Here is a 23,244-nt window from a genome sequence, read left to right on the forward strand (position 1 = left end):
AGAAAAACCTATATTAGGGATTACTATAAATTTTAATTGCTCCTATGTATTCTGTCATACGATATAACAGAATTATTCATGCTTATGAATAATTCTCTCCATGTTTCACTGCGTATAATGCGGCTTGCGTACGATCATCCACTTCCAATTTAGCTAAAACGTTTGAAACGTGTGTTTTCACAGTTTGTTCTGTAATATGAAGTTCTGCTGCAATCTCCTTGTTGCTTCTTCCTTTCGCAATTTCGCGAAGTACCTCTTGCTCTCTTTTCGTTAACATTGAAAAAGGATTTTCTACTTCCTTCTTTACTGCAGAACGCCCCATTAATGCAGGTGTTACTTTCGGGTGAAAATTCGCATTTCCTTGATGTACTGCAATAATAGAAGCGACAAGTTGCTCAGGTTGTACTTCTTTTAATTGATAACCATCTGCTCCAGCTTCAAGTGCTGGTATAACATAATCTTGCTCTGAAAAACTACTTAATATAAGTACCTTTATTGTCTCATCATATTGCTTTAGACGTTTTGTTGCCTCAATTCCATCCATTTTCGGCATCGATACATCCATTAGTACGACATCTGGTCTTTCTTTTTGCACGAAATGTAATGCCTCTTCGCCATTTTCCGCTTCCCCAATAATTTCAAATTCTTCTCTCGTTTTCAAAAAGAATACAAGTCCTCTTCGAACGATATGATGATCCTCAACTAGTAGCAGTTTAATCTTCAACCTTATTCTCCCCTTCAAATCGGCAATTGAATTTCTATTTTTGTACCCTTTTTCAGCTCTGTTATAATTTGAAACGATCCCTTCATTAACTGAATACGTTCCTTCATACTTTTCAGGCCAAGTGCTGATTCCCTTACTTGTTCTTGTATAAATCCTATTCCATTGTCTTCTATGTAAAAATGTAACTGGTTATTTTCTATTTTCAAAAGAATATGTACCTTTTCACACGAAGCATGCTTTTTACAATTATGTAGCGCCTCTTGGCTAATACGCCATAAAACTTCTTCTATTTCATCCCCAATTGAAACCATCCCATCAATTCGAACTTCCACTTGAACTCCTAATAACTTCCCGTAATTTTGAATTGCTTCTGCTAATCCTTTCTCCAATCCTTCAGGTCTTAATTGCCAAATTAATAGCGTCATCTCTTGTAATGCTTCTTGTGATAATTCCCCAATATAACTTAACATCTCTTGCAATTCTCTATCTTGCGTCATATTCAGAGTACCTTTCGCCGTTAGCATAATAGAAAATAACAATTGTTTTACTGAATCATGTAAATCACGTGCAAGTCGATTTCTTTCCGCTACCACTACATATTTACGTTCTTTCTCAACTAATTGAATACGTTGTATTGTCGTTCCAATTTGAAATGCAATTGATTCTAATAAGGCTAACTCTTCCTCAGAAAAATGAGTCTTATGAGGTGCAGCCACATTTAGTAGACCAAATTTTTCTGATCCAGACCTAAGCGGAATTGTCGCATGATGTGTAACATCTTCTGTCTCTCCCCAATTACATTCAATTGCATCTTCTATTCGCTTACATTCAATAATATTAGTCGCTTTTTCCAATCTCCCATTCACAAAACGTTCTACACACCAACAGTTTCCTTCACACATCGGCTTCTTCTTTTGCCACGTAAGAGCCTCTGGTAAATTTTCGTCTACAAGCATGCTGTGCTTTCCACTTTCATCAATAAAGAATATCCACCCTGTTTGTAAATTCATTACTTGTAACAATGTATGCAACACTTTTTCCAACATATGCTGTAAGTTTGTTGCTTCATTTAATAATTCAGCAATTTCTTTTAATGCTTCTAAACGACGCATCTCTTTTTCTTCAAAGTTCATTCTCATCACCAACTACAATTATAACATTAAGAAATTTCTAAATTCTATAAATAAAAAAAGAACCGAATTCCTTCAGCCCTTTCTTTATATCAATCATTTTATTATTGTTATTCTATCCAATGTTGGAAGCAGAATTTTTGTTAACAAACGATTCTACTTTAGCTGTCCGATAAAGATTGTCCACCATGGATATGCTGTAAACCTTCAGTAGTAACAACCATATTCGCTGCTGGCATTTGCACTTGATTCTTATGGAACATAGACATTAATTCAAATCTTACTTGTCTAGAAGTTTCAAAATAATCTTCTGGCTTTATTAAACCTGTAATACAAAATTCATAGCCAACATATTTCAAGTTAGGATTTAAGTCTGTAACACCGACGTATTTAAATGGTTCAACAGCCTCATCCTCTACTCTATAAAGAGTTTGATTCAATTCTTCATTACATATAATACATACTTCTTCTAACAATTCCTTCACTCTTGTTGGATCTTCCTGATAACTTACCGTGATGCGTTCAATTACACGCATCCATCCTTTATTAAAATTTTGTATCGTTCTAATCTCTCCGTGCGGGATGGTAAGTAGTTTTCCTGACCATTCACGAATTTGCATAAAACGAATACTAATCTCTTCAATAGTTCCTGAATTTGTTCCGTTAAAAGTTACAAAATCACCAACCCGAAACTCTTTGTCCGCTAATCTTGCAAAGCCTAATATAACATCTTTTAGCATCTGTTGTGCAGCAAAACCGATGACAACTCCAGCTATCCCTGCACCTGCAATAATACTTTTTATATCTACAAATTGGCTAATTAAATATATGATAAGACTGATGATAATGATATATCTAAAAATAGATCGAATTACACTTTGAATCGTCTGCTCTACCTCTTCATCAAAAAAGCTTGATTTCCTAAAAAACCAATCAATAATACGGTTTATTACAAAAGAAATAATGATTAAAACTAAAGCAAATAGTAAAAATCTTAAAAGTAAAAACTCTCTTACATAATTAAAAAATTCTTCAGTATACGTTAATAAGCTCATTTAACCACTTCCTTACTAATTAAAAAATTCATAATCGCCTAAGTTTGTTCCAGAAAAATCTATTATCCTAATCTAAAATGCCACTATCCTTACTATGTATTTTGACTCTATTACTAATTCACCTTAAACAGTATGTCTAGGTGTTCTTTTTCCTTTCCCTTTAAATATACCCTTTTTAATAACCTAAGGGGGGAGCAAATCGTGAAATTTTTTTATACGTTAAAACTTTATTCATCTCATTACGATTTCAACTCATTTATTCATTAACTACGTAAAAAAAGAGCTGAATTTATCAGCTCTTTTATTCAATATTAATTGTTGTCTTACTACTTTTTTCTTCTTTCAATTTTGGCAATTCAATTGTCAATACGCCATCTTTATAATTTGCTTTAACATTTTCTTCCTCAACTTGTTTAAAATTAAAGCGTCGAGTTACAGAACCTATAGAACGTTCTTTACGAATATATGTGCCATTCTCGTCTTTTTCTTCTACTTCATTATGATTCGTTGCTTGGATCGTTAATATATCTTGTTCAAAATCAACTTGAATGTTTTCTTTTTGAAAACCTGGTAAATCTGCTTTCACAGTATATTTACCAGATTGCTCATGAACATCTACTTTAAAAGTATCCATGTTCAGTGGCTTAAAGAAAGCATCTGTCATCCCTTCTAATAAAGAAGGCCCAAAATCAAAAATGCCATTTTGACGTTTTGTTATCTCTGGAAATAAATTACGCATATTTTTTCCTCCTTATTATTTATGAATGAAAGATTATCTCTTTCTGCCTTTATTATAACATTTGGTCAAAAAAGGTCAAAGTTTTTGTTTGACCTTTTTTGATGTATATTTTACCAAATAAAACAAATAAGTTATATGTCATCTCTCCCCTTATAAAGAGGAATATATCTACATAATAACGAATAGTTTATTTGCTCTTATTTTTTCTTACGGAGGTTACATACAATGGGATATATTGAAGAACTTAGAAAAGTTGTCGGATCAAGACCACTCAATCTAGCAGGAGTTGCTGTAGCTGTTTTCAATGAACAAGGACAAATAAAAGAGACCTTTTTTAAAGGCCTCTTTTTTCACTTCACTTCTGCATGTAAGCATGACTTAAAATGTCCAAGTGCATATTCATGCCCTTGTGCATTAAAAGATGCAACCGCCTTTTCATAAACAACAATTTTAAACCCTTTATTATAAGCATCTACTGCTGTATGAAGAACACAAATATCGGTACAAACACCTACAAGATGAACTTCTTCTATTCCTCTTTCTCTTAGCTTCATATCTAAATCCGTTCCAGCAAATGCACTATACCGTGTTTTATCCATATAATATACATTCTCTGCATTTTTATATGTTTCGTACACATCTTGTAATTCACCAAACAAATCTCTTCCACTTGTACCAGCTATATTATGGGGCGGGAATAACTTTGATTCTGGATGATATACATCATTTTCTTCATGTTTATCAATAGCAAAGACAACGTAATCTCCATTTTCAATATATTGCTTCGTTATATGTACAATTTCCTTCTCAATTTCCTGTCCTGGTTTCCCGCAAGTTAAAGCCCCCTTTTCCGCTACAAAATCATATGTATAATCAATATTAATAAGAGCTCGTTTCATAACCACTATCTCTCCTTCTTCTGTTTCACAGTAAACAATAGAAAATTTGTTATTACGACATCGTATGTACTATTCGACATTTCAAATGAAATACCTACATTTTTCTTCTGAAACTTACCTTAGTCCGAGTTTATCATATAATAGATAAACAATGGTAAAACAAATAACTCCTATTAACAAGTCATGAATTTGATAATTGAGCGTTATTTGCATAAACTCTTGTATCGTAAACCAAATTACTGCCATCATTAGGCTAATCAAAATGATACGAATACACCAATTCACGTATTCAACCTCTTTCTCTGTCATAGTAGTAACAAGTGATTACTTCCTATTTAATCGTATTAGAAAATGAAATAAGTTATTCACTCTTGCACACTCTAGTCCAAACAAAAAAGCACACTACTTTTTGAGTAATGTACTTTTTATTCTTATTAAGACGCAGGTTTTGTCTCAAATGTTGCTTGATTAAAACTAATAACCTTTCCTTTCGGATCATTGTTTTCATACTGAACTGCAGTAATTGTATGACTACCTGTTTCCAGCGTTTTTTCTTTTAACTGCACTGTTGTCTGCGTTGTACTAGTTACTTGATGTTTATCTGTATACATTTGATCTACAAATACGAATGTTTCTTTATCACTTTGAAAATTAGAAAGTTCTAATTCAACTTGCTGAATTAACGTATCCTTTTTGATGAATACAGTCGGTATATTGCCGTTTTCAGAAGTACCATCTGGAGTAATAACTTTTACTTTCCCTTCTCCAATTGACATTGCTCCTTCAGGAAATACAACCATATTCTCATCACTTGCGTTTACAACTTGTTCTTCCTGTTTTGATTGCGCGTCCTCTTTTTCCTGTGGAGCACCGCAACCAACTAATAACAATACAGACAATCCAGTGATTATGAATTTTTTCAAAATTCATCCCCCCTGTAACTTCATTATAATTTATTATACAAAAATAACTTTTAAATTTTGAGACTACATTCAACACTTTCATGAACAAATAGAATCCTGCTCACGATTAATGTATCATACTTTCCTTAATAGAACATTAATTTTTTTTATGAAATAAATAGTAATTCCCTCTTATCTATCATTTTAGCCCAACATATGAATTACATACCCTCAAAAATAAAAAGACATTGTTAATTCAATGTCTTTTCTATACAGCAATTAAAAAACAAACGTTGTAATCTCATCTACTTCTTTTCTTGGAAGTTTCTTCGGTTTATCTTTCGGAAATCCGAGTGAAATAACCATATTTATTTGTTTTTCAGGCTCAATTTGTAAATATTGGCGCAGTTCATCTTGAGCTAGCAATACTGGCCCTGTCATTGGACAAGTACCAAGTCCCTTTGCATGTGCAGCTAACATTAAGTTTTGTGCCGCTAAACAGCTACTCTTAATGCCTTCTTCTTCCCAAACTGAATCTGGAACAAAAGCAATTGGATCAAATATCTTTTCACGGAACTTTGATTCATATGGTGTTGCCAAACATACGATTAATACTGGTGCCTCCGAGAAAGCTGTTGCATATGGTCCGAAAGAACGTGTAAGTAATTTCCCTGCTTTCTCTTCTCCATTTTCTGCTGCTTTTGCCGCAAGTTTATGTAATGCATCCCATGTCATTTGTTCAATTTCTTTAATCTTCTCTCGATTCATGATAACTAAGAATTCCCACGTTTGTGAATTCGTATCACTTGGTGCGTAACGAGCACAATCAATTATTTCTTTTATATCATTAGTAGATACTTCTTGATCTGTAAACTTTCTAACACTTCGTCTTCCGTGAATTACTTCTTTAAAATCTTCATAATTCATATATTAAATCCCCTTTTTACAGCGTTTTCAAAACTTGTCCTATGCTTGAATTATATCATGAAAAAAAGCTGGAAGAATACCAGCTTTTTTCTTCATGATTAATTTGTCACTTTCAACAAACGAATACTCTCTTCGTATGCAGCTTGTAGTTTTTTCGTAATTGTTCCTCTTTCACCAGCCCCGAACTGTTCATCACCAATTTGAACGACTGGGAATATTTCAAGTGGCGTCGCTGTAAAGAAGCACTCCTCAGCCTCATATACTTCTTGTAATGAAAACTCTCGCTCCTCTACATCGATATGTAACTCTTTCGCTAATGTAATTACATAGTGACGTGTAATACCATGTAAAATGAAATGATCCGCTGGATGTGTAATCAACTTATTATTCTTCACGATAAAGAAATTGGAATGACACCCTTCAGTCACAATACCATCTCGTACTAATATTGCTTCTTGATACCCTTGTTCATTTATTTTGTTTTTGATCATGATATTAGGAAGCAAATTTAAAGATTTTATATGGCAAAACTTCCACCTGATGTCCTCTTCTACTGTCACCTTAATCCCTGCCTCCATTGAAGCAACTGGTCTTGGGAACGAAACAAGATTTGCAAAATATGTCGGTTGTAAATCTGATTCATATAAATGATTGCGCGGTTGTGCACCTCTTGATATTTGTAAATATACATTCCCATCTTCCTGAAATTGATTTTTTTCAATCATTTGATATAACTCTTCTACTAATTCTTCCTTCGTAAATGGTGGAATTAGTTTTATTTCTGCCATAGAGTTAAAGAATCGTTCCAAATGTAAATCTAATAAATGAGGCTTGCCATCGTATAGTCTAAATACTTCATAAATCCCATCACCAAATTGGAAGCCTCGCTCTTCTAATGCTACCATCGGCTGTTCTTCTTTCGTATTAATCATTCTCCCATTAAACAAGATCCAATCTTTATGAATAGCTTTCATTCTTCCCCACTCCTTTATCACATGATTGATTTTATTGTACAACTTATGACACCCTGAAAGAAGGAATTTTCTGTATTTTTACAAACTAAAAATACATCACTTCGTAAAAGTGATGTATTTTATCATTTATTTAAGGAAATATTTTTCAATATCATCTAACATAAGGTTCGCAGCTTTAATACCGCCTGCTGTATTCCAAATTACCTCATCTACTTGGAATACTTTATTATTTTTAGAAGCCTGTAGTTGCTTAAAGAGTGGATCTTCTGTCCATTCCTTCGCTAACGAATTTCCTTCATTATTCTTATCTGCATCTTTATCAGACGTGAAATAGAATAAGTAGTCTCCGTCCATATTTGGAATCTGCTCTTTTGTAATTCCTTTTATCGCAAAATCATCTTTATCTTGTAATGGTGGTCGTTTAAATCCAATATCATTTAAAACAACGCCCGAGAATGAGTTTTTTTGATAAATACGAACATCACCTGGCACGAAACGAATAATAGAAACTTTAGAATTCAATTTATCGCCCAACTTCTCTTTCATTCCTTCAATGCGTTTTTTATAATCATCAAGAGCTTTTTGCCCTTCTTTTTCTTTATTTACAGCTTTTGTATAAAGTGTAAAGTTTTCTTTCCAATCACCGCGTAATGTTTCTGCATAAACAGTTGGTGCGATTTCTTTTAGCTGATCATATATTTTTTCATGACGCATTTTATTTCCGATAATTAAATCTGGCTTAAGCTTCATTACAGCCTCTAAATTAATATCACGTTCAGTTCCTACAACTTCCGTGTTTTTTAACTCTTTCGCTAAATGAGGATACCATTCATCACCAGCACGTGGTTTCGTAGTCCCCACTGGCGTTACGCCCACAGCTAGGAGAGCCTCTGCGCCTTCATTTGTTAAAACAACAACTTTTTTAGGTGTACCATTTACTGTCGTTTCACCCATTGCATGCTTTACCGTATATGAATCTTTTGCTTTCGCTGATATATTATTTTCTTTTTTCTCTTCTTTACTACATCCTGCAATTACAACCATGAGTATCATAATGCAGAACATAATTAGTTTTTTAGTATGTATCATATGTCCTCCCTAGATGAAATCGATTATCATTAACATTTAAAGATTAATGTATCTTACATACATTGTCAATGTATATCAGAAAACTTTTTTAATATATACTATTTAGATTCTATCCGCTTTTCTAATGTTTCTTTTTAAAACATAGTGCATAAGTATGAAAAAAAATGTTGTTATTAAAATGCGTACCCTTGTTATACATAACAAGGATACGCATCCATATTGCACTATCATTTCAATTCCTAATATTGAGTATACTTAATATACGCTGGGTCATTATATACCCACTGATTTCCACCAAGGTTTAACCAACCATTTTCATTTATATATACTAAATAAGATTCTGGAGAATTTAATTGGCGGATAACTGCAGATGTAGTTGATGGACCACTTCTTAAATTTACATTCATCCCTTGTATATATGCAACCCCAATCGGGCTTCCATCACTATTGCTTGTCTTTACAAAATTAATGTAAGAAGAATCATTATACACCCATTGTCCATTCCCCAAATCTAGCCATCCATTACTTTCTTGATATACAACGTAAGATTCTGGAGAATTTAATTGACGAATAACTGAGGAAGAAGTTGATGGACCATTTCTTAAATTTACATTTTTCCCAAGAACATAAGCGATTCCCTTCGTTTGAGGTGTCGGTTGTGGGTTAGGAGGTTGTGGATTTGGAGTTACTCCAAAAATAGCTGCTATTCCATTTGCATACGCTTGACTTAGATCTTCAATAAATTGTGGATTTTTTAATAAATTTGCATCAAAAGCTGTATCAATAAAAGCAGTCTCAGTTAAAATTGCATCCATTGCGGTTTCTCTTAATACCGCATAATTTTCTTTTTTTGCTCCTCGATCACGAAGACCATATTTTGTTAATACAGGATTGACAGCTGTATGCATTTTTTGTTGCTTTGCATATGCAGTGCTGCTATTGGATAACGCATTATAAATATAACTTTCAAAACCTGTACCCCCGCCGCTATTAATATGAAATGAAATAAAATAATCCGCACTGAAAGCATTAGCAATATTAGCACGTTCAGATAAAGAAATAAACACATCACTATCACGTGTCATTTTAATTGTAATTGGGTAATTTACCGTTAAAATGTCTCGAACGCGTCTAGCAATTTGAAGTGTTAAGTTTTTTTCTACTAAACCATTACCAACAGCACCAGAATCATATCCACCGTGCCCTGCGTCTATAACAAGTTTCATTTTATTGCCCCGCCCCTTTCTTGTAATATGTTTGCATTTCTACTCGTCCTATTTTATGTGAAATGTACAGGTTCTGTTACAATTGCAAATAAAAAAACCGCCTTATGTAAGGCGGTTTCTATCATCTTGCTTTAACCAATTTAAAATAAATATATACGATTGATAGTGAACATAACGTATGCAAAATAAAATAAATAAAAGTGCTATTCCAACACCACTATAAAGTAAACCAAACTTTAAAAAAACATTTACAAGTGGTGGAAAGTTCATTAAATTTTGTAATGTACTAAGCATACAAAACATAATGAAAAAGACAGGGATGTATTGTAATTCATACGGCTTTTTTTTCTTACTCATTCTTTTCCGAATGATTATATGACATAATTCTGCTACTATAAAGCACCCTCCAATTAATACAAGACCAGAAGTCATCGTCATACATCCACCTGCCTTATATTTATTGTATCGCATAAATAATCATCGTTATATTTTCTTTACATACTCTTCATCTTCTGAAGCAAAACCAAAACTCTCTATGAAAGACTTCGCCTTTTCTGTTAATTTCTCTTGTAGCACTTTTATTTCTTTCACATTTCTTTGTTTCATCATTTCTTCAAATGTAAAATACGTATTTGTACCATAACCGTAACCTTGGTAATCAAAATGAATAATTAGCTGTGATAAAACAGCCCGTTCCTCTTGTACACTATAATCTATTACACCAATATATGTATCATCAACTTTCACACAGTACTGTACCTTTTTCTCACCTAAACTATGCGATTTAAACATTTCTTTAACAACGCTTTCATTTTCTACAGTAACTTTCTCAAACGTAATCATATGTTGTCCATCCTTTTACTATTATTGTATCAATAATACTTCCTATTTATGAAAAAAACCTTAAGACCGTATGCGATCTTAAGGTTTTTCTAATTAAACTAAGCTATACGCACGTTTTGTTTCTTCATGGAACTTATTCGTATCGTATTTATGCTCAACATAAATTTGGTGCCATACCATAAACGCAAGTACAGTCCAAATTTTACGGCTATAATCGCCTTTATCTGCACAATGTGCTTCCAGTAAGTTTAATACATACTGTTTGTCGATTAAATGCTCTGTCTTACTTTCGTTTATAATATTTATAGCCCAATCATGCATTTCGTCTTTTAACCAGTGACGAATTGGTACTGGGAATCCAAGTTTTTTACGATCTAATACGTGATCTGGAACGATTCCGCGTGCTGCTTCACGTAAAATAGCTTTCGTAGTTCCGTTAGCAATCTTAAATTCAGTTGGAATTTTAGATGCAACATCGAATACTTCTTTATCTAAGAACGGTACACGAAGTTCTAATGAGTTTGCCATTGTCATTTTATCAGCTTTTAATAAAATGTCACCGCGTAGCCATGTGAACATGTCAATGTACTGCATTTTACTTACATCATCATAATCTTTAATCTCGTTATACAATGGTTTCGTGATATCCATATAGTTAACACTTTCATTGTAATACTTCATTAATTCAGCTTTTTCTTCTTCACGGAAGATTTTAGCATTTCCATAGTAACGCTCTTCAATTGGTGTACATCCACGCTCTAGGAAGCTCTTACCTTTAAATCCTTCTTTAAGAGCACCACTTAATGCTTTTAGAACGCTCTTACCTGGGCTAGGAATGTAAGAGAACATTTTTAGTGAGTTTGGCTCACGGTAAATGTTATAACCACCAAATAGCTCGTCTGCGCCTTCACCAGAAAGAACAACTGTTACATGTTTACGTGCTTCTTTCGCAACGAAGTACAATGGTACAGCTGCTGGATCAGCTAAAGGATCATCCATATGCCAAATGATTTTTGGGAACTCATCCATAAATTCTTTCGCTGAAATGAATACGTTATGGTTTTTAACGCCTAATTTCTCAGCAGTTTCTTTCGCAACATCAACTTCACTGAAACCACGTTGCTCAAAACCAACAGAGAATGTTAAAAGATTTGGATTCATTTCTCTTGCGATAGAAGCGATGATAGATGAATCGATACCACCAGATAAGAATGAACCTACTGGTACATCACTACGCATATGCACTTTTACTGAATCATATAACACATCACGAATTGCTTGGATATGCTCCTCTTTCGTTGCACTTGAAGCATTGAAATAAGGTTTCCAGTAGCGATGGATTTCCATCTCTTTACCGATTTCTTTTACGAAATAATGACCAGGCTCGATTTTATTAACATCAATTGTTAAAGTTTCTGGCTCTGGACCATATTGGTACGTAAAGTAATGTTGTAGTGACGTTGGATTAACGCCTTTATCTTCCATCACATGCATAATACTTTTCTTCTCAGATGCGAAGAATGTAGTATCACCTTGTTGTGCGATGTATAAAGGTTTAATACCGAAGTGGTCACGTGCACCGAAAAGTTTCTTTTCTTCACGATCCCAAATCATAAATGCAAACATACCACGAAGGTAGTCTACACATTTTTCTTTCATATGTGCATACAATGCAATGATAACTTCTGTATCAGATTGCGTTGCAAACGTTGCACCTTTTTCAAGTAACATTTCACGTAATTCTACATAGTTGTAAATTTCACCATTAAAAATAATTACATATCGATCATTTTCATAAGTTAGCGGCTGATGTCCTGCCTCTAAGTCAATGATGCTTAAACGGCGGAAGCCAAATTGTACATGTTCATCACGAAAATATCCTTCGTCATCTGGACCACGGTGGAAAATCATCGTGTTCATATTTTCAAATTGATGTTTTTCTGTTTCTGAAAACTCTCTAGGGTTTTCACATAAACATCCTACAAAACCACACATACTTCTTACCCTCTTTCAGTTTTCATTCTGTCTCTATACTACTATATCAACCCTATTTATACTAGCATAATCAACTGAATATGGCGACCAAAAACTATAAAAAAATCACTCCATTTCACATTTTTAACAATTTTTTATGAAAACATGAAAACTAGGCACTCACCTTTCTCCGCTTTTGTCATATGATATTGCAAATTGATTTCTAGGAGGGAATACCATGAGTGAAGAAAAAAAAGATTCTTCTCGCCCACCGGTTCGTAATTACTTAAAGCAAATTGATGATTTCTTCGAGCAAACACCTCTTCGCAATGTAATCGCTGATTTAAATCATTTTTTCCAAAAAGGAAACCGTTTATTAACATTCCCTGTAGATTTATATGAAGTTGGTGAAGAACTCGTTGTTACAGCTGAACTACCAGGTATACAAAAAGAACAAATCCAAATTGAAATACAAAGTGAATACTTAAAAGTCTCTGTAAAAGAAGAGATACTTGAAGAGGAAGAAGAACAAACATCCCATAACTATTATCGCCGAGAACGTTCCATTTCAGAAGCATCAAGATTGATTAAATTGCCGTATTCAATTAATAAAAAAGCGGCAAAAGCTTCTTATCAAAACGGCGTATTAGAAATTCGGGCGCCGAAACTTCCCCAGCAACATGACATTTTATCAATAGACTAATGCAAAAAAATAAGGGTGCTATGCACCCTTATTTTTAACCCACTAATCGCTTCATATCACGTATAATGTCTTCGTATGGCGTATTACTAATGCCACTATACTTTTTCATTACTTTTCCGTTTTGATCAATTAAATAAAATGATGTACCATGCATGACCTGACCGTTCTCCGGCTTATCTACAAGTGATTGGAAATTATCTTTTGAAAACTTTGTAATATCTTCTAACGAATACCCCGTTAATAAATTCCAGTTACTAGTATCCTCTGTAAACTTTTGAATAAAAGCTTTCAGATTTTCTGGCTTATCAAGGTCTGGATCTACACTAAATGAAACAAACTGAACGTCTAATTTCTCTTCTTTTGCCATCTTTTGAAGCTTGGCCATATTTGCAGTCATTGGTGGACAAACTGTCTGACAATTTGTGAACATAAAATCTGCAACCCAAACTTTCCCTTTTAAATCTTTTGTACCAAATTGCTTTCCATCTTGATTTGTAAATTGGAAGGTTTCTAAATCCCAATTTAATGGTTTACGAAGCTTTGAACCTGATTCACTACATCCAGCAAGTACAAAGAGACAAAATACAACCATAAGACCAATTATTTTTTGATAACGCTTCATTTATAAACCTCTTTTCTCTATCCTAAATTTAAATAGGTTATGTTTATAATAACAAAAGTTAACACTACGAGAAAATTGTTTACTACATTTGTTCACGAAATCGTACGAATTTACGTATGTTACTTCTTTATTTCAAGCGAATTACTAGACAAAATATATTTTTTTACTATTATTTCTCTAAATAAAAGTGATAAAACTAATTTTATTGTTACTTTTGTAAATACCTCTCCCTATTTTTTAACAATTCCTTAAACATTAATCCATGTTTTACACTGTATTCCTTAACAACATTTCGGTACAATACAAATACAACGATTTTAAATGAGGTGATGTTCATGGCAAAGCGCTATGAAAATATGGATAATGTTAGTACAAAAAAATCAATTCGCTCTTTTTTACGCTGGCGTAAAGAACGAAAGCAAAACAAAAAAGATTTTTCTTTCTTAGTAGAACAATCACCCGTTAAACAAAGTGCATTTTTGCAAAGTAATGTTGAAAAAACGACTATCACATGGATTGGGCATTCCACTTTTCTTATCCAAACGAATGGACTTAATATATTAACAGATCCAGTATGGGCTAATAAATTAAAGCTAGTTCCAAGACTTACAGAACCTGGACTCTCTATAGAAGCACTACCTAAAATTGATATTGTCCTTATTTCACATGGTCATTATGATCATTTAGATTTTTCAACTCTTCGTCAGTTGAATGATGATGTTCTATATCTTGTACCTATTGGATTAAAAAAATTATTTACTCGTAAGAAATTTAAACATGTAGAAGAGTATAAATGGTGGGAAAGTACGATAATTAACGAAGTTTCTTTTCACTTCGTACCTGCTCAGCACTGGACGAGAAGATTCTTATTTGATATGAATACGTCTCACTGGGGCGGATGGATTATTGATAATGAAACGACTATGGAAACCATATATTTTTGTGGCGACAGTGGCTATTTCCAAGGTTTCAAAGAAATTGGTGAACGCTTTTTAATTGATATTGCTCTTATGCCCATTGGCGCTTATGAACCAGAATGGTTTATGAAAGTATCTCATGTTTCACCTGAAGAGGCCGTGCAAGCTTATTTAGATTTAAACGCTACACATTTTATACCAATGCATTACGGAGCTTTTGCACTCGCCGATGAAACACCTCGTGAAGCAATAACTAGACTTCGAAATAATTGGAATTTGCGCATGTTACCGTGGGAACAACTGCATGTACTCTTTTTAGGTCAAACTTTTATTTATAGTAACGCAACAAATGATAAGCAAATAAACGAAAAAATTGAAACTTTACATGTGTAACGTAATGACTGATTTTCTATATCCAACATATAATATAGAAAATCCTATAGTGAAACTTTAATTAGTGGGATTTCTTCATCCCCACTGATTATTTGCCTTCACCAATCAAGCTTTTACGGGCAGCCCGCTACCTAACCTCTTTGCTCCAGCTAAATTTGAGGTAGAGAGTTTTACTGTCCGCAAATAGCGGGATAAAGGGTGTTTTCTATGAATGAATATTTACAGACTCGCTATATCATTAGCGGTAGTGCCTGTGTAGCTCTTCTTATTTCTTACTTTCTATTTACATAGAAAAGCTACTTGAAATATATTTTCAAGTAGCTTTTTTATTACTCTGCTAAATACATAAATCCGATTGCGCCCGGACCTGTATGAGTACTAATAATAGGCGTTGTATAGAAAATTTCTGATTGAGCAAATCCACTCACTTTTTCAACCGCCGCTTTCATACTTTCAGCTAAAGGAATTGCTTTCGCATGCGGAATTGCAACAGCTTTTACGACTTTTCCAGCCGTATCTTGCTCAAATAACTTAGCTAATGTTTTTACAATTTGGCCTTGGCTACGAACTTTCGTTACAGGATTATAAACACCTTCTTCAAGACTAGCAATTGGCTTTATATTAAGTAGCGAACCGATAAACGCTTTTCCTTTACCGATACGTCCACCCTTCACTAAGTTTTCTAATGTATCCACTACTACATATAAACGAGTATTCTTTCTTACTTCATCTACACGTTTTAAAATTTCTTCTAGTGAGCGTCCGTCATTTGCCATTTTTGCAGCTTCAATTACTTGATATGCTAAAGCATGTGTAATAAATTGAGAATCAACAACTGTTACTTTTGTATCAGTCATTGATGCAGCGCTATTTGCAGTTGCTACAGTACCGCTCATTCCACTTGTCATATGGATAGAAAGGACTTCGCTTCCATCTTCCCCTAGCTTGTCATACATTTCTACAAATGTACCCATAGCTGGTTGTGATGTTTTTGGTAATTCCTCTGATTTAATCATTTCTTCAATAAATTCGTCAGGTTGTAAATCAACGCGATCTAAATATGTTTGTCCATTTACAGAGATTGATAATGGTAAAACATGAATGTCATACTTTTCGATTACGTCTTGTGATAAATCTGCCGTTGAATCTGTTACAATTTTAATTTTTTGCATACTATACTTCTTCCCTTTCCAATACGCTCTCCTTGTTATTATACTAGTATTCCCATTGCTTTCAACAATTTGGAACGAAATTTCATCAAATTAATTATATTTTCATATCTAAAATAAAAAAGACAGAGTTTACTAACCCTGTCCGTACTTCGTATCATGCATTTTTTTCAAGGGTATTTGTTTTATATACATTTAAATAATCATTCCACTTCAAACAATTTTGTAAATATTCACGGAAAGAATACGAAAATCTTGGGTGTTTTTGTTTTTGAATTTTTGCAATAAATAATTGAAGACGAGACTGAATTAGAAACGATAATGGATGCTGTGCCTGTAGGACAGGGATTTCGAATATTTTAATGCAATCCCCTGTTGAATGAGTGAAATAAAAACTTTTCGTAATCACAATATCAATCCTCTTTTTCATTGGATTTTTGAACTTCCTCTACTTTGCGCTGTAACACGTTGTTTAAAGTGGAGTAAAATCAGACTTATATGATTTCTGTAGTCCTTATGGCTAGAAGATTTATACTCTATTCATCTCCACCTAATTCACCTTCCCGTTCTAAATATCTCTGAGACGGGAATCTCATTATCCATCAATTGTTTAATACATTTAGTATAAGCTTATAAAAGCGCAAAGTTTGTCTAAATTTTGGAGATTCTATAATTTTTTTCTTCTATATATTGTATACGTTTATAGCTATAGTATAACAAATAAATAAAAAAGTGCCTTTATAACGAGGCACTTTTTGACTGCATTTCTTCTCTTTTCTTTTTCCTCTTACTAACAACCTTTGATAACGCAATACTTACTTCATAAATAAAAATAAGCGGCACTGCAACTAAACTATGAGATAAAAAGTCTGGCGGTGATATACAAGATGCAATGATAATTAATGCTACGTAAGCATACCTTCTTATTTTTATTAAAAATTCCGCCGTAAGTATTCCAATACTAGTTAAAAACATTACAACGACTGGCAATTCAAAAATCACAGCAAATGGAACTGTTAAATTAAGTACAAAATGAAAATACTTTTCTGTCGTAAACATCGTATTAAACATTTCATTACCTATCGTAGTTAAAAAGTGAAATAGAAACGGCATTACAATGAAATATCCAAAACATAAACCTGCGAGAAATAATATAGACAATACCGGTATATACATTATTGTCATCTTTTGTTCATTTGGATGTAAACCCGGTTTTACAAATAACCAAATTTGTATAGCAGCAAAAGGAATTGTACAAACGATAGCAAATACTGTAGCAATCGAGAAAAAAATCCACAATACATCACTTGGACCGAGAACAGTTAATTTCATTGGTAAATCTTTTACAAGCCAAAAATAAATATCCTTTGTAAAAGTAAATCCAATAATTAAAAATAGTACAAAGGATAACACCGTATATATTACTCTTTTTCGAAGCTCAACAATATGTTCTACTACGCTCATTTCCCGATCTTCCATCTCGTTCACCACACTTTATTTATCCATTACAAGGAAAATACACTACATTTTTTCTTTCTTTTCCTTTTCTTGAAATGCGTCATCTGTCAATTCTTTCGTTGATTTTTTAAACTCTTTTAACGTTTCCCCTAAAGCCTTCCCGATTTCCGGCAATTTTTTAGGTCCAAATAAAATGAGTACTGCTACTAAAATTAAAATTAACCCTGGAAAGCCAATATTTGAAAACATTTCCCCATCCCCTTTATTAGTAGTTTCCTTGTCCTACTATTACATAATTTTATTTTGTCAAAAAAGTTTGAAAACGTCAACAAATCCATTGTCTTTTGTCAAAAAAATTCAAAAATATAATCAATTATACAAATTTCATTTTCTATTGCTCTTGTGTATGATATGGTAAGGGAAATGACATATTATTTTATGATAGTAGAAAGGATTTGCATTATGACTGAAAAAATGACACGAATGACCCAATTTGTAAAAGAAGAAATTGCAAATGCAATTACACATGGTATCGGTGCCATTTTAAGCATCCCTGCCTTAATCATATTGATTATTCATGCTTCTAAGCACGGTACCGCATCAGCTGTAGTTGCATTTACTGTTTATGGTGTAAGCATGTTCTTACTGTACTTGTTTTCAACATTGCTACATAGCATTCATCATCCTAAAGTAGAAAAAATATTTACTATTTTAGATCATTCAGCCATTTACTTATTGATTGCTGGCACGTATACTCCTTTTCTACTTATTACACTTCGTGGCCCATTAGGATGGACGTTGCTTGCTATAATATGGACACTAGCAATCGGAGGTATCGTCTTCAAAATTTTCTTTGTACGTCGCTTTATAAAGGCTTCAACTTTATGTTACATCATTATGGGTTGGCTCATAATCGTTGCCATTAAACCACTTTATGAAAATCTAACTGGACATGGTTTTTCACTACTTTTAGCAGGTGGAATTTTATATTCTGTCGGAGCTATATTCTTCCTTTGGGAAAAGCTACCTTTCAACCATGCCATATGGCACCTGTTCGTTTTAGGTGGTAGTGCGATGATGTTCTTCTGTGTACTCTTTTATGTCTTACCTACAGCATAATAAAAAAGGATTCAGCTTACTATAAGCTGAATCCTTTTTTATTACTTATGTAATTGTGATGCGATAACTTCCTGTGTATGCTTCGTTAATTCTTTAATATCCATATTCGCATAATCTTCAGGTGTAATCGGCTTAGAAATTGTTACTGTTGCATGAGCTGGCTTCATACGATTTCCATTCGCTTCAAACATCTTATATGTACCATCTAACGTTACAGGTAAAATTGCTACACCTGACTTTACTGCCAGATGAAAACTACCAGCCTTAAACTCTCCAACTTCGCCACCCTTACTTCTCGTTCCTTCAGGGAAAATTACGATAGAATGTCCATTCTTTAATAGTTCAATTCCATCTTTAATCGCTTGAAGAGATTGACGACGATCGCTACGATCCATAAATACACAATTCATAAGTTCCATCCAAGTTGGTACAACTGGGAACTTTTTAATCTCTGCTTTTGAAACGAATCCAATTGGTTTATTTAAGTAACCTAGTAAAACAGGGATATCCATATTACTTTGGTGATTACTTACAACTAGTACTGGCTTGTCTTTCGGAACATTTTCAAGTCCTTTCACTTCTACTGCCCCTCCAGCTACACGTACCATTTTCTTACCAAACCAATTTGTCGTTTTATACACAGCATTATCTTTTTCTTTTGGCGCTATCGTATTTACTTGTCTTTTAAGACGCCACATTCTCGGTGTAATCGCAATTACGATTAAAATTAAATAAAAGATTTTAAAAAACGTTTGAATCATACAGAACCCCCACCTATTATCATTCCGACCTTCATTATACTAGACAAACGAAGGAAAAAGAAGAAAAAAAGTCCAAACAGCAAGTGTTTGGACTTTTTAAGCATTCTATATTAGAAACGTTTTGCTAATTCACGAGCATTAGCAATTGCTGCTTCTTTAATTTCTTGTGCTTTTTCAGGGTTTGCATTCATACCTTCAACTGCGATATATTCAGTATCATTTACACCGATAAATCCTAATACAGTCTTTAAGTGATTGCGACCGAAGTCTACAGCTGCGTATGCTCCTTCAGAATATACGCCACCTGTTGCCTGAATGTGAAGTGCTTTTTTACCTTCTAATAAGCCGACTGGACCATTTTCAGTATATTTGAATGTTTTACCTGCGATTGCTACGTTATCTAAGTATGCTTTTACTACTGGTGGATAGCTAAAGTTCCACATTGGAGTTACGAATACATAACGATCTGCATTCATAAATGTTTCTAAGTTTGTGTTCATTGCTGCTACTTTTTGTTGTTGAACTTCAGTTAAAGCTTCAAAGCCTTCACCTGCTGCAAATTTACCCCAAGCAGCAAATACATCTGCATCAATTGCTGGTACTGTAGTATTGAATAAATCAATTGTTACAACTTCGTCTTGTGGATGTTCATTTTTATAAGCTTCGATGAAAGCTTCCCCTACTGCCATTCCGAAAGAACCTTCTGCTGAATTTGGATTTGCTGTAATAAATAGTACTTTTGTCATTGTATTCTCTCCCTTTTTTCTCTTTATCTTTAATTCAAGATTTATTTTTTAAAAGTTAACAACTTACCTTATGTAAGTATAATACAAAAAGTTTTAATCAATGTCAATAAAAAATAGCTACTTTTTTTTCGTAAGTTAATGATTTACTTTGTTTCCTTAAAATTTAGTATACAGATATTCAGAACTCTTTCATATAAATAGGCTACCTCTACAACTTATAGAGATAGCCTACTATTACATATTATTTTTGAAATACATGTTTTACTTTTTCAGCTGGAATATTACTTCCGCCTCTACCTTTTACATCTTCAATCATCATTGTAATGACCATATCTGGGGAATTTAAATCAAATGCAGCGAACCAACCTAGTTCTTTTCCTTCGGCCTCTTTTGATACTTTTAATTCCGCTGTACCTGTTTTTCCAGCAAGAGTCATGCCATCAATTTTAGCAATTTTCCCTGTACCATCTGGATCATTAATTACTTTCGTCATTGCAGTTTTTAATATATCCTGATTTCCTTTAGAAATTACATTTTCTTTCCAAGCTTTTGGTTGTTTATCTGTTTTAATAATATACGGTGACGGAATCGTTCCATCATTTACAATTGGCGCATACGTTAAAGCTAAATGAAGAGGAGTCATTAATACTTGTCCTTGTCCATATCCCGTATCTGCCATTTGAATATCATTTTTAATGCCGTCATTTGCAATTTTAGAAGCAGGGAATCCATATTCAATTGGTAGTTTCTCATCGAATCCGAATTTTTTTGCTTCACTCATAAACTTGTCTTTTCCGATTTTCAAAGCTTCTTGTGCGAAGTAAATATTATCCGAGTATTTCATCGCCTTATCAAGATCAATCGGATTTGCATCTTTCACACGCGTTACATAGTAATTACCCCAAGAAGAATCTTTTGTCCATTTTAATCCTTCAATTTTCAACTCTTCTTTTGGATCAATCGTTTTCGTTTCAAGACCAATTGCAGCTGTAATAGGTTTAAATACAGAACCTGGTACCGACAATTGTGTAAAGCGATTTGTCATTGGTTTTTTCGGATCATTATTCCAAGCTTCGCGTTGTGCCTTCGATGTCCCTCGTGCAATTATATTAGGATCATATGCTGGACTACTTACTAGTGCAATTGTTTCTCCACTTTTCGGATTAATTGCTGCACTTGAACCAGCTTCACCCTTCATTTCATTATACGTTTTTTCTTGAACAGCACTATCAATAGTTAAAGTTACATTTTCTCCATCAACAGCATCTGTTTTTGCCAAGTTTTTAATTTCTTTTCCTTGCGCATCTTCTACAAAGACACGGCCACCTTTTTTACCGCGTAACTTTTCCTCTAATACTTGCTCTAAACCAGCTTTACCAACTGGGTCATCAGCTTGATAGCCTTTCTTTTGTAGCGTTTTTAAATCTTCAGCATTTACCTTTCCAATATAACCAGTCAGATGAGCTGCCGCTTCCCCTAACGGATATGTACGAACATTTACAGGTTTTGTTGAAACACCTGGTAAATCAATGTACGTATTTTGTGTTGCCCCTTCAGGCAAAATTCCAATTGGTACGAGATACCCTGGTTTTACCCATTTAGCAGCTAATTTTTGATCAATTTCTTCTACAGACATATTTAATAACTTCGCTACTGTTTCTTTCGTTTGCGGAGCAGTATCGCCTAACTTTTCAGGAATCAATCCGATTTCAGAAGCTTTCCCATTCGTTGCAAGACCTTTTCCATTACGATCGTATATTTCACCACGTTTTGGCTGTGTTGTCTGCATACGCACTTTACTATCTTTCGTCATGCCTGGGAAAATAAAATCAGGAGTCCAATCTATTTTCCAAGATTCTTTATCTCCATCTTTTTCTTTCACCATTTTTGCTTCATGACCAAATGTAATTTTACCACCAACTGTATCCATGCTTACTTTAAAAGGAACAGGACCTTCATCTTTTTTATCTTCTTTTACTTCCCCTGTTTCTACCTTTAAGTCTTTCACTTCGATACCAGAATAAATTTTTTCATATTTCTCAGTAAACTCTTTCTTTGAAATATCTTTTTTTGCATTTTTTGATAGTTGATCATACATATCTGCAAATTTTTGTTTATTCCACGCTTTTACATATGTATCAAACGCTTCTTGTGGTTTTTCTTCTTTACCACATCCAACTAACATGAATGCTAAGCAAAGAAAAAGAATCCCCCATATCTTTCTCAATCGATTCTCCTCCTCTTTCTATATTAGTACTTTTGAAAATTTTAGCATTTTTACATGCTACCTATCATTATAGCACTATCGAATCTCATCTATAAACTTATATTAGTGAATATAAATAAAAAGATTGATGCGAATTCTCACATCAATCTTTTTTATTATTGTTGTTTCTCATATACATGGTAATAATACGTATACGGGTTTTTTTCATCCGTTAAACCTTTTTCTACAAAAATCTCTTTCCAATTTGTCATATCTATTTCTGGGAAGAATGTATCTCCTTCAAATGCATGATGGATTTTTGTTATATATAACTTGTCTACATAAGGTAAAAAGAGATCGTAAATTTGCGCTCCACCAAAAATAAAAATCTCTTCTTCATTTTTACATAGTTCGAACACTTCTTCTACAGAATGAACAACTTCACAGCCTTCAACATGATACCCTTCATTACGAGTTACAATAATATTACGTCTTCCAGGCAGTGGTCTACCAATCGCTTCATAGTTCTTTCTTCCCATAATAAGCGGGTGACCCATCGTTGTTTTCTTCACGTATTGTAATTCACTCGGTAAACGCCAAGGTAAATTATTATCTTTACCAATTACTCTATTTTCGTCCATAGCGACCATAAATGAAACAATCATTTT

At 33.6% G+C, this 23,244-nt stretch carries 26 protein-coding genes and 1 pseudogene; 4 read left to right on the forward strand and 23 right to left on the reverse strand.

Going from position 1 to position 23,244, the window contains the following annotated elements; genetic code table 11:
- Positions 1 to 82: 82 nt before the first annotated feature.
- The 4 genes from casR to HMAS_RS13270 all read right to left on the reverse strand — a co-directional run bounded on the left by casR (position 83) and on the right by HMAS_RS13270 (position 3,648).
- Positions 83 to 724: a two-component system response regulator CasR gene (gene casR, locus HMAS_RS13255; protein WP_000694629.1), complete on the reverse strand. Its 642-nt coding sequence runs from the start codon at positions 722 to 724 to the stop codon at positions 83 to 85.
- A 14-nt stretch (positions 725 to 738) separates the two neighbouring features.
- Complete coding sequence (gene casK / locus HMAS_RS13260) at positions 739 to 1,836, reverse strand: two-component system sensor histidine kinase CasK (protein WP_170871709.1); 1,098 nt, start codon at positions 1,834 to 1,836, stop codon at positions 739 to 741.
- A 179-nt stretch (positions 1,837 to 2,015) separates the two neighbouring features.
- Complete coding sequence (locus tag HMAS_RS13265) at positions 2,016 to 2,909, reverse strand: mechanosensitive ion channel family protein (RefSeq protein ID WP_000055426.1); 894 nt, start codon at positions 2,907 to 2,909, stop codon at positions 2,016 to 2,018.
- 301 nt (positions 2,910 to 3,210) lie between these two features.
- Positions 3,211 to 3,648, reverse strand: coding sequence for an Hsp20/alpha crystallin family protein (locus HMAS_RS13270; RefSeq protein ID WP_016122429.1), 438 nt, complete (start codon positions 3,646 to 3,648; stop codon positions 3,211 to 3,213).
- A 225-nt stretch (positions 3,649 to 3,873) separates the two neighbouring features.
- Here HMAS_RS13270 and HMAS_RS28100 point away from each other — a divergent pair.
- Positions 3,874 to 3,969, forward strand: a pseudogene (locus tag HMAS_RS28100) (DNA mismatch repair protein MutT); the annotation flags it as partial.
- A 29-nt stretch (positions 3,970 to 3,998) separates the two neighbouring features.
- Here HMAS_RS28100 and HMAS_RS13280 read toward each other — a convergent pair.
- The 10 genes from HMAS_RS13280 to asnB form a co-directional block, all read right to left on the reverse strand.
- A complete protein-coding gene (locus HMAS_RS13280) occupies positions 3,999 to 4,547 on the reverse strand; it encodes a cysteine hydrolase family protein (protein ID WP_000816761.1) in 549 nt (182 codons plus the stop codon).
- Between the two features lie 114 nt (positions 4,548 to 4,661).
- Positions 4,662 to 4,856, reverse strand: coding sequence for a hypothetical protein (locus HMAS_RS28325; RefSeq protein ID WP_033686798.1), 195 nt, complete (start codon positions 4,854 to 4,856; stop codon positions 4,662 to 4,664).
- Between the two features lie 125 nt (positions 4,857 to 4,981).
- Positions 4,982 to 5,470 carry a hypothetical protein gene (locus HMAS_RS13290; RefSeq protein ID WP_000713496.1) on the reverse strand — a complete coding sequence of 163 codons (489 nt, stop codon included), beginning with the start codon at positions 5,468 to 5,470 and terminating at the stop codon, positions 4,982 to 4,984.
- Between the two features lie 258 nt (positions 5,471 to 5,728).
- Positions 5,729 to 6,376, reverse strand: a complete 648-nt coding sequence (locus HMAS_RS13295; protein WP_001105284.1) for a nitroreductase family protein — start codon at positions 6,374 to 6,376, stop codon at positions 5,729 to 5,731.
- A 98-nt stretch (positions 6,377 to 6,474) separates the two neighbouring features.
- Positions 6,475 to 7,350, reverse strand: a complete 876-nt coding sequence (dat, locus tag HMAS_RS13300; protein WP_000643832.1) for a D-amino-acid transaminase — start codon at positions 7,348 to 7,350, stop codon at positions 6,475 to 6,477.
- Positions 7,351 to 7,476: 126 nt separating this feature from the next.
- Complete coding sequence (locus HMAS_RS13305) at positions 7,477 to 8,439, reverse strand: ABC transporter substrate-binding protein (RefSeq protein ID WP_000581989.1); 963 nt, start codon at positions 8,437 to 8,439, stop codon at positions 7,477 to 7,479.
- A 239-nt stretch (positions 8,440 to 8,678) separates the two neighbouring features.
- Positions 8,679 to 9,665: an N-acetylmuramoyl-L-alanine amidase gene (locus tag HMAS_RS13310; RefSeq protein WP_025709730.1), complete on the reverse strand. Its 987-nt coding sequence runs from the start codon at positions 9,663 to 9,665 to the stop codon at positions 8,679 to 8,681.
- Positions 9,666 to 9,767: 102 nt separating this feature from the next.
- Positions 9,768 to 10,097 carry a hypothetical protein gene (locus tag HMAS_RS13315; RefSeq protein ID WP_000200459.1) on the reverse strand — a complete coding sequence of 110 codons (330 nt, stop codon included), beginning with the start codon at positions 10,095 to 10,097 and terminating at the stop codon, positions 9,768 to 9,770.
- Between the two features lie 51 nt (positions 10,098 to 10,148).
- Entirely contained in the window at positions 10,149 to 10,508 is a 360-nt protein-coding gene (locus tag HMAS_RS13320; RefSeq protein ID WP_000627522.1) for a GNAT family N-acetyltransferase, read from the reverse strand.
- A 93-nt stretch (positions 10,509 to 10,601) separates the two neighbouring features.
- Positions 10,602 to 12,503: an asparagine synthase (glutamine-hydrolyzing) gene (gene asnB / locus HMAS_RS13325; RefSeq protein ID WP_000333816.1), complete on the reverse strand. Its 1,902-nt coding sequence runs from the start codon at positions 12,501 to 12,503 to the stop codon at positions 10,602 to 10,604.
- Positions 12,504 to 12,720: 217 nt separating this feature from the next.
- Here asnB and HMAS_RS13330 point away from each other — a divergent pair, with 217 nt between their 5' ends.
- Positions 12,721 to 13,185, forward strand: coding sequence for an Hsp20/alpha crystallin family protein (locus HMAS_RS13330; protein ID WP_001288085.1), 465 nt, complete (start codon positions 12,721 to 12,723; stop codon positions 13,183 to 13,185).
- 34 nt (positions 13,186 to 13,219) lie between these two features.
- On the opposite strand, the gene HMAS_RS13335 is transcribed toward HMAS_RS13330, so the two are convergent.
- Positions 13,220 to 13,807 (reverse strand): SCO family protein, encoded by a 588-nt coding sequence (locus HMAS_RS13335; RefSeq protein WP_000833335.1) that lies wholly within the window; start codon positions 13,805 to 13,807, stop codon positions 13,220 to 13,222.
- Between the two features lie 335 nt (positions 13,808 to 14,142).
- Between HMAS_RS13335 and HMAS_RS13340 the strand changes: the two genes are divergently transcribed.
- Complete coding sequence (locus HMAS_RS13340) at positions 14,143 to 15,117, forward strand: MBL fold metallo-hydrolase (protein ID WP_001129628.1); 975 nt, start codon at positions 14,143 to 14,145, stop codon at positions 15,115 to 15,117.
- A gap of 329 nt (positions 15,118 to 15,446) precedes the next feature.
- On the opposite strand, the gene HMAS_RS13345 is transcribed toward HMAS_RS13340, so the two are convergent.
- The 4 genes from HMAS_RS13345 to HMAS_RS13360 form a co-directional block, all read right to left on the reverse strand.
- Complete coding sequence (locus HMAS_RS13345) at positions 15,447 to 16,289, reverse strand: DegV family protein (RefSeq protein WP_001169472.1); 843 nt, start codon at positions 16,287 to 16,289, stop codon at positions 15,447 to 15,449.
- Positions 16,290 to 16,443: 154 nt separating this feature from the next.
- Positions 16,444 to 16,695 (reverse strand): DUF2535 family protein, encoded by a 252-nt coding sequence (locus HMAS_RS13350; RefSeq protein ID WP_000629012.1) that lies wholly within the window; start codon positions 16,693 to 16,695, stop codon positions 16,444 to 16,446.
- A 329-nt stretch (positions 16,696 to 17,024) separates the two neighbouring features.
- Positions 17,025 to 17,765, reverse strand: coding sequence for a twin-arginine translocase subunit TatC (gene tatC / locus HMAS_RS13355; protein ID WP_069604970.1), 741 nt, complete (start codon positions 17,763 to 17,765; stop codon positions 17,025 to 17,027).
- A 42-nt stretch (positions 17,766 to 17,807) separates the two neighbouring features.
- Positions 17,808 to 17,993: a twin-arginine translocase TatA/TatE family subunit gene (locus HMAS_RS13360; protein WP_000492443.1), complete on the reverse strand. Its 186-nt coding sequence runs from the start codon at positions 17,991 to 17,993 to the stop codon at positions 17,808 to 17,810.
- Between the two features lie 213 nt (positions 17,994 to 18,206).
- Between HMAS_RS13360 and trhA the strand changes: the two genes are divergently transcribed.
- Positions 18,207 to 18,863: a PAQR family membrane homeostasis protein TrhA gene (gene trhA, locus HMAS_RS13365; protein WP_000136889.1), complete on the forward strand. Its 657-nt coding sequence runs from the start codon at positions 18,207 to 18,209 to the stop codon at positions 18,861 to 18,863.
- Between the two features lie 41 nt (positions 18,864 to 18,904).
- On the opposite strand, the gene HMAS_RS13370 is transcribed toward trhA, so the two are convergent.
- From HMAS_RS13370 to HMAS_RS13385, 4 genes are all read right to left on the reverse strand, one after another.
- Positions 18,905 to 19,624 carry a lysophospholipid acyltransferase family protein gene (locus tag HMAS_RS13370; protein WP_116344873.1) on the reverse strand — a complete coding sequence of 240 codons (720 nt, stop codon included), beginning with the start codon at positions 19,622 to 19,624 and terminating at the stop codon, positions 18,905 to 18,907.
- A 110-nt stretch (positions 19,625 to 19,734) separates the two neighbouring features.
- On the reverse strand, positions 19,735 to 20,370 hold the full coding sequence (locus tag HMAS_RS13375) for an FMN-dependent NADH-azoreductase (protein ID WP_000170024.1): 636 nt from the start codon (positions 20,368 to 20,370) through the stop codon (positions 19,735 to 19,737).
- Between the two features lie 241 nt (positions 20,371 to 20,611).
- Positions 20,612 to 22,597, reverse strand: a complete 1,986-nt coding sequence (gene pbpC, locus HMAS_RS13380; protein WP_086389039.1) for a penicillin-binding protein 3 — start codon at positions 22,595 to 22,597, stop codon at positions 20,612 to 20,614.
- A 155-nt stretch (positions 22,598 to 22,752) separates the two neighbouring features.
- Positions 22,753 to 23,241, reverse strand: a complete 489-nt coding sequence (locus tag HMAS_RS13385) for a dihydrofolate reductase (protein ID WP_000637205.1) — start codon at positions 23,239 to 23,241, stop codon at positions 22,753 to 22,755.
- Positions 23,242 to 23,244: the final 3 nt, after the last annotated feature.

Origin of the sequence: Bacillus sp. HMA207 (assembly GCF_003402455.1) — a bacterium.
GTDB lineage: Bacteria > Bacillota > Bacilli > Bacillales > Bacillaceae_G > Bacillus_A > Bacillus_A cereus.

Excerpts from the sequence above, each read along its gene's own strand:
- casK (WP_170871709.1), bottom strand. The coding sequence starts at position 1,836 with ATGCGTCGTTTAGAAGCATTAAAAGAAATTGCTGAATTATTAAATGAA.
- HMAS_RS13265 (WP_000055426.1), bottom strand. The coding sequence starts at position 2,909 with ATGAGCTTATTAACGTATACTGAAGAATTTTTTAATTATGTAAGAGAG.
- HMAS_RS13270 (WP_016122429.1), bottom strand. The coding sequence starts at position 3,648 with ATGCGTAATTTATTTCCAGAGATAACAAAACGTCAAAATGGCATTTTT.
- HMAS_RS13280 (WP_000816761.1), bottom strand. The coding sequence starts at position 4,547 with ATGAAACGAGCTCTTATTAATATTGATTATACATATGATTTTGTAGCG.
- HMAS_RS28325 (WP_033686798.1), bottom strand. The coding sequence starts at position 4,856 with ATGACAGAGAAAGAGGTTGAATACGTGAATTGGTGTATTCGTATCATT.
- HMAS_RS13295 (WP_001105284.1), bottom strand. The coding sequence starts at position 6,376 with ATGAATTATGAAGATTTTAAAGAAGTAATTCACGGAAGACGAAGTGTT.
- dat (WP_000643832.1), bottom strand. The coding sequence starts at position 7,350 with ATGAAAGCTATTCATAAAGATTGGATCTTGTTTAATGGGAGAATGATT.
- HMAS_RS13305 (WP_000581989.1), bottom strand. The coding sequence starts at position 8,439 with ATGATACATACTAAAAAACTAATTATGTTCTGCATTATGATACTCATG.
- HMAS_RS13310 (WP_025709730.1), bottom strand. The coding sequence starts at position 9,665 with ATGAAACTTGTTATAGACGCAGGGCACGGTGGATATGATTCTGGTGCT.
- HMAS_RS13315 (WP_000200459.1), bottom strand. The coding sequence starts at position 10,097 with ATGACTTCTGGTCTTGTATTAATTGGAGGGTGCTTTATAGTAGCAGAA.
- HMAS_RS13320 (WP_000627522.1), bottom strand. The coding sequence starts at position 10,508 with ATGATTACGTTTGAGAAAGTTACTGTAGAAAATGAAAGCGTTGTTAAA.
- asnB (WP_000333816.1), bottom strand. The coding sequence starts at position 12,503 with ATGTGTGGTTTTGTAGGATGTTTATGTGAAAACCCTAGAGAGTTTTCA.
- HMAS_RS13330 (WP_001288085.1), top strand. The coding sequence starts at position 12,721 with ATGAGTGAAGAAAAAAAAGATTCTTCTCGCCCACCGGTTCGTAATTAC.
- HMAS_RS13335 (WP_000833335.1), bottom strand. The coding sequence starts at position 13,807 with ATGAAGCGTTATCAAAAAATAATTGGTCTTATGGTTGTATTTTGTCTC.
- HMAS_RS13340 (WP_001129628.1), top strand. The coding sequence starts at position 14,143 with ATGGCAAAGCGCTATGAAAATATGGATAATGTTAGTACAAAAAAATCA.
- HMAS_RS13345 (WP_001169472.1), bottom strand. The coding sequence starts at position 16,289 with ATGCAAAAAATTAAAATTGTAACAGATTCAACGGCAGATTTATCACAA.
- tatC (WP_069604970.1), bottom strand. The coding sequence starts at position 17,765 with ATGGAAGATCGGGAAATGAGCGTAGTAGAACATATTGTTGAGCTTCGA.
- HMAS_RS13360 (WP_000492443.1), bottom strand. The coding sequence starts at position 17,993 with ATGTTTTCAAATATTGGCTTTCCAGGGTTAATTTTAATTTTAGTAGCA.
- trhA (WP_000136889.1), top strand. The coding sequence starts at position 18,207 with ATGACTGAAAAAATGACACGAATGACCCAATTTGTAAAAGAAGAAATT.
- HMAS_RS13370 (WP_116344873.1), bottom strand. The coding sequence starts at position 19,624 with ATGATTCAAACGTTTTTTAAAATCTTTTATTTAATTTTAATCGTAATT.
- HMAS_RS13375 (WP_000170024.1), bottom strand. The coding sequence starts at position 20,370 with ATGACAAAAGTACTATTTATTACAGCAAATCCAAATTCAGCAGAAGGT.
- HMAS_RS13385 (WP_000637205.1), bottom strand. The coding sequence starts at position 23,241 with ATGATTGTTTCATTTATGGTCGCTATGGACGAAAATAGAGTAATTGGT.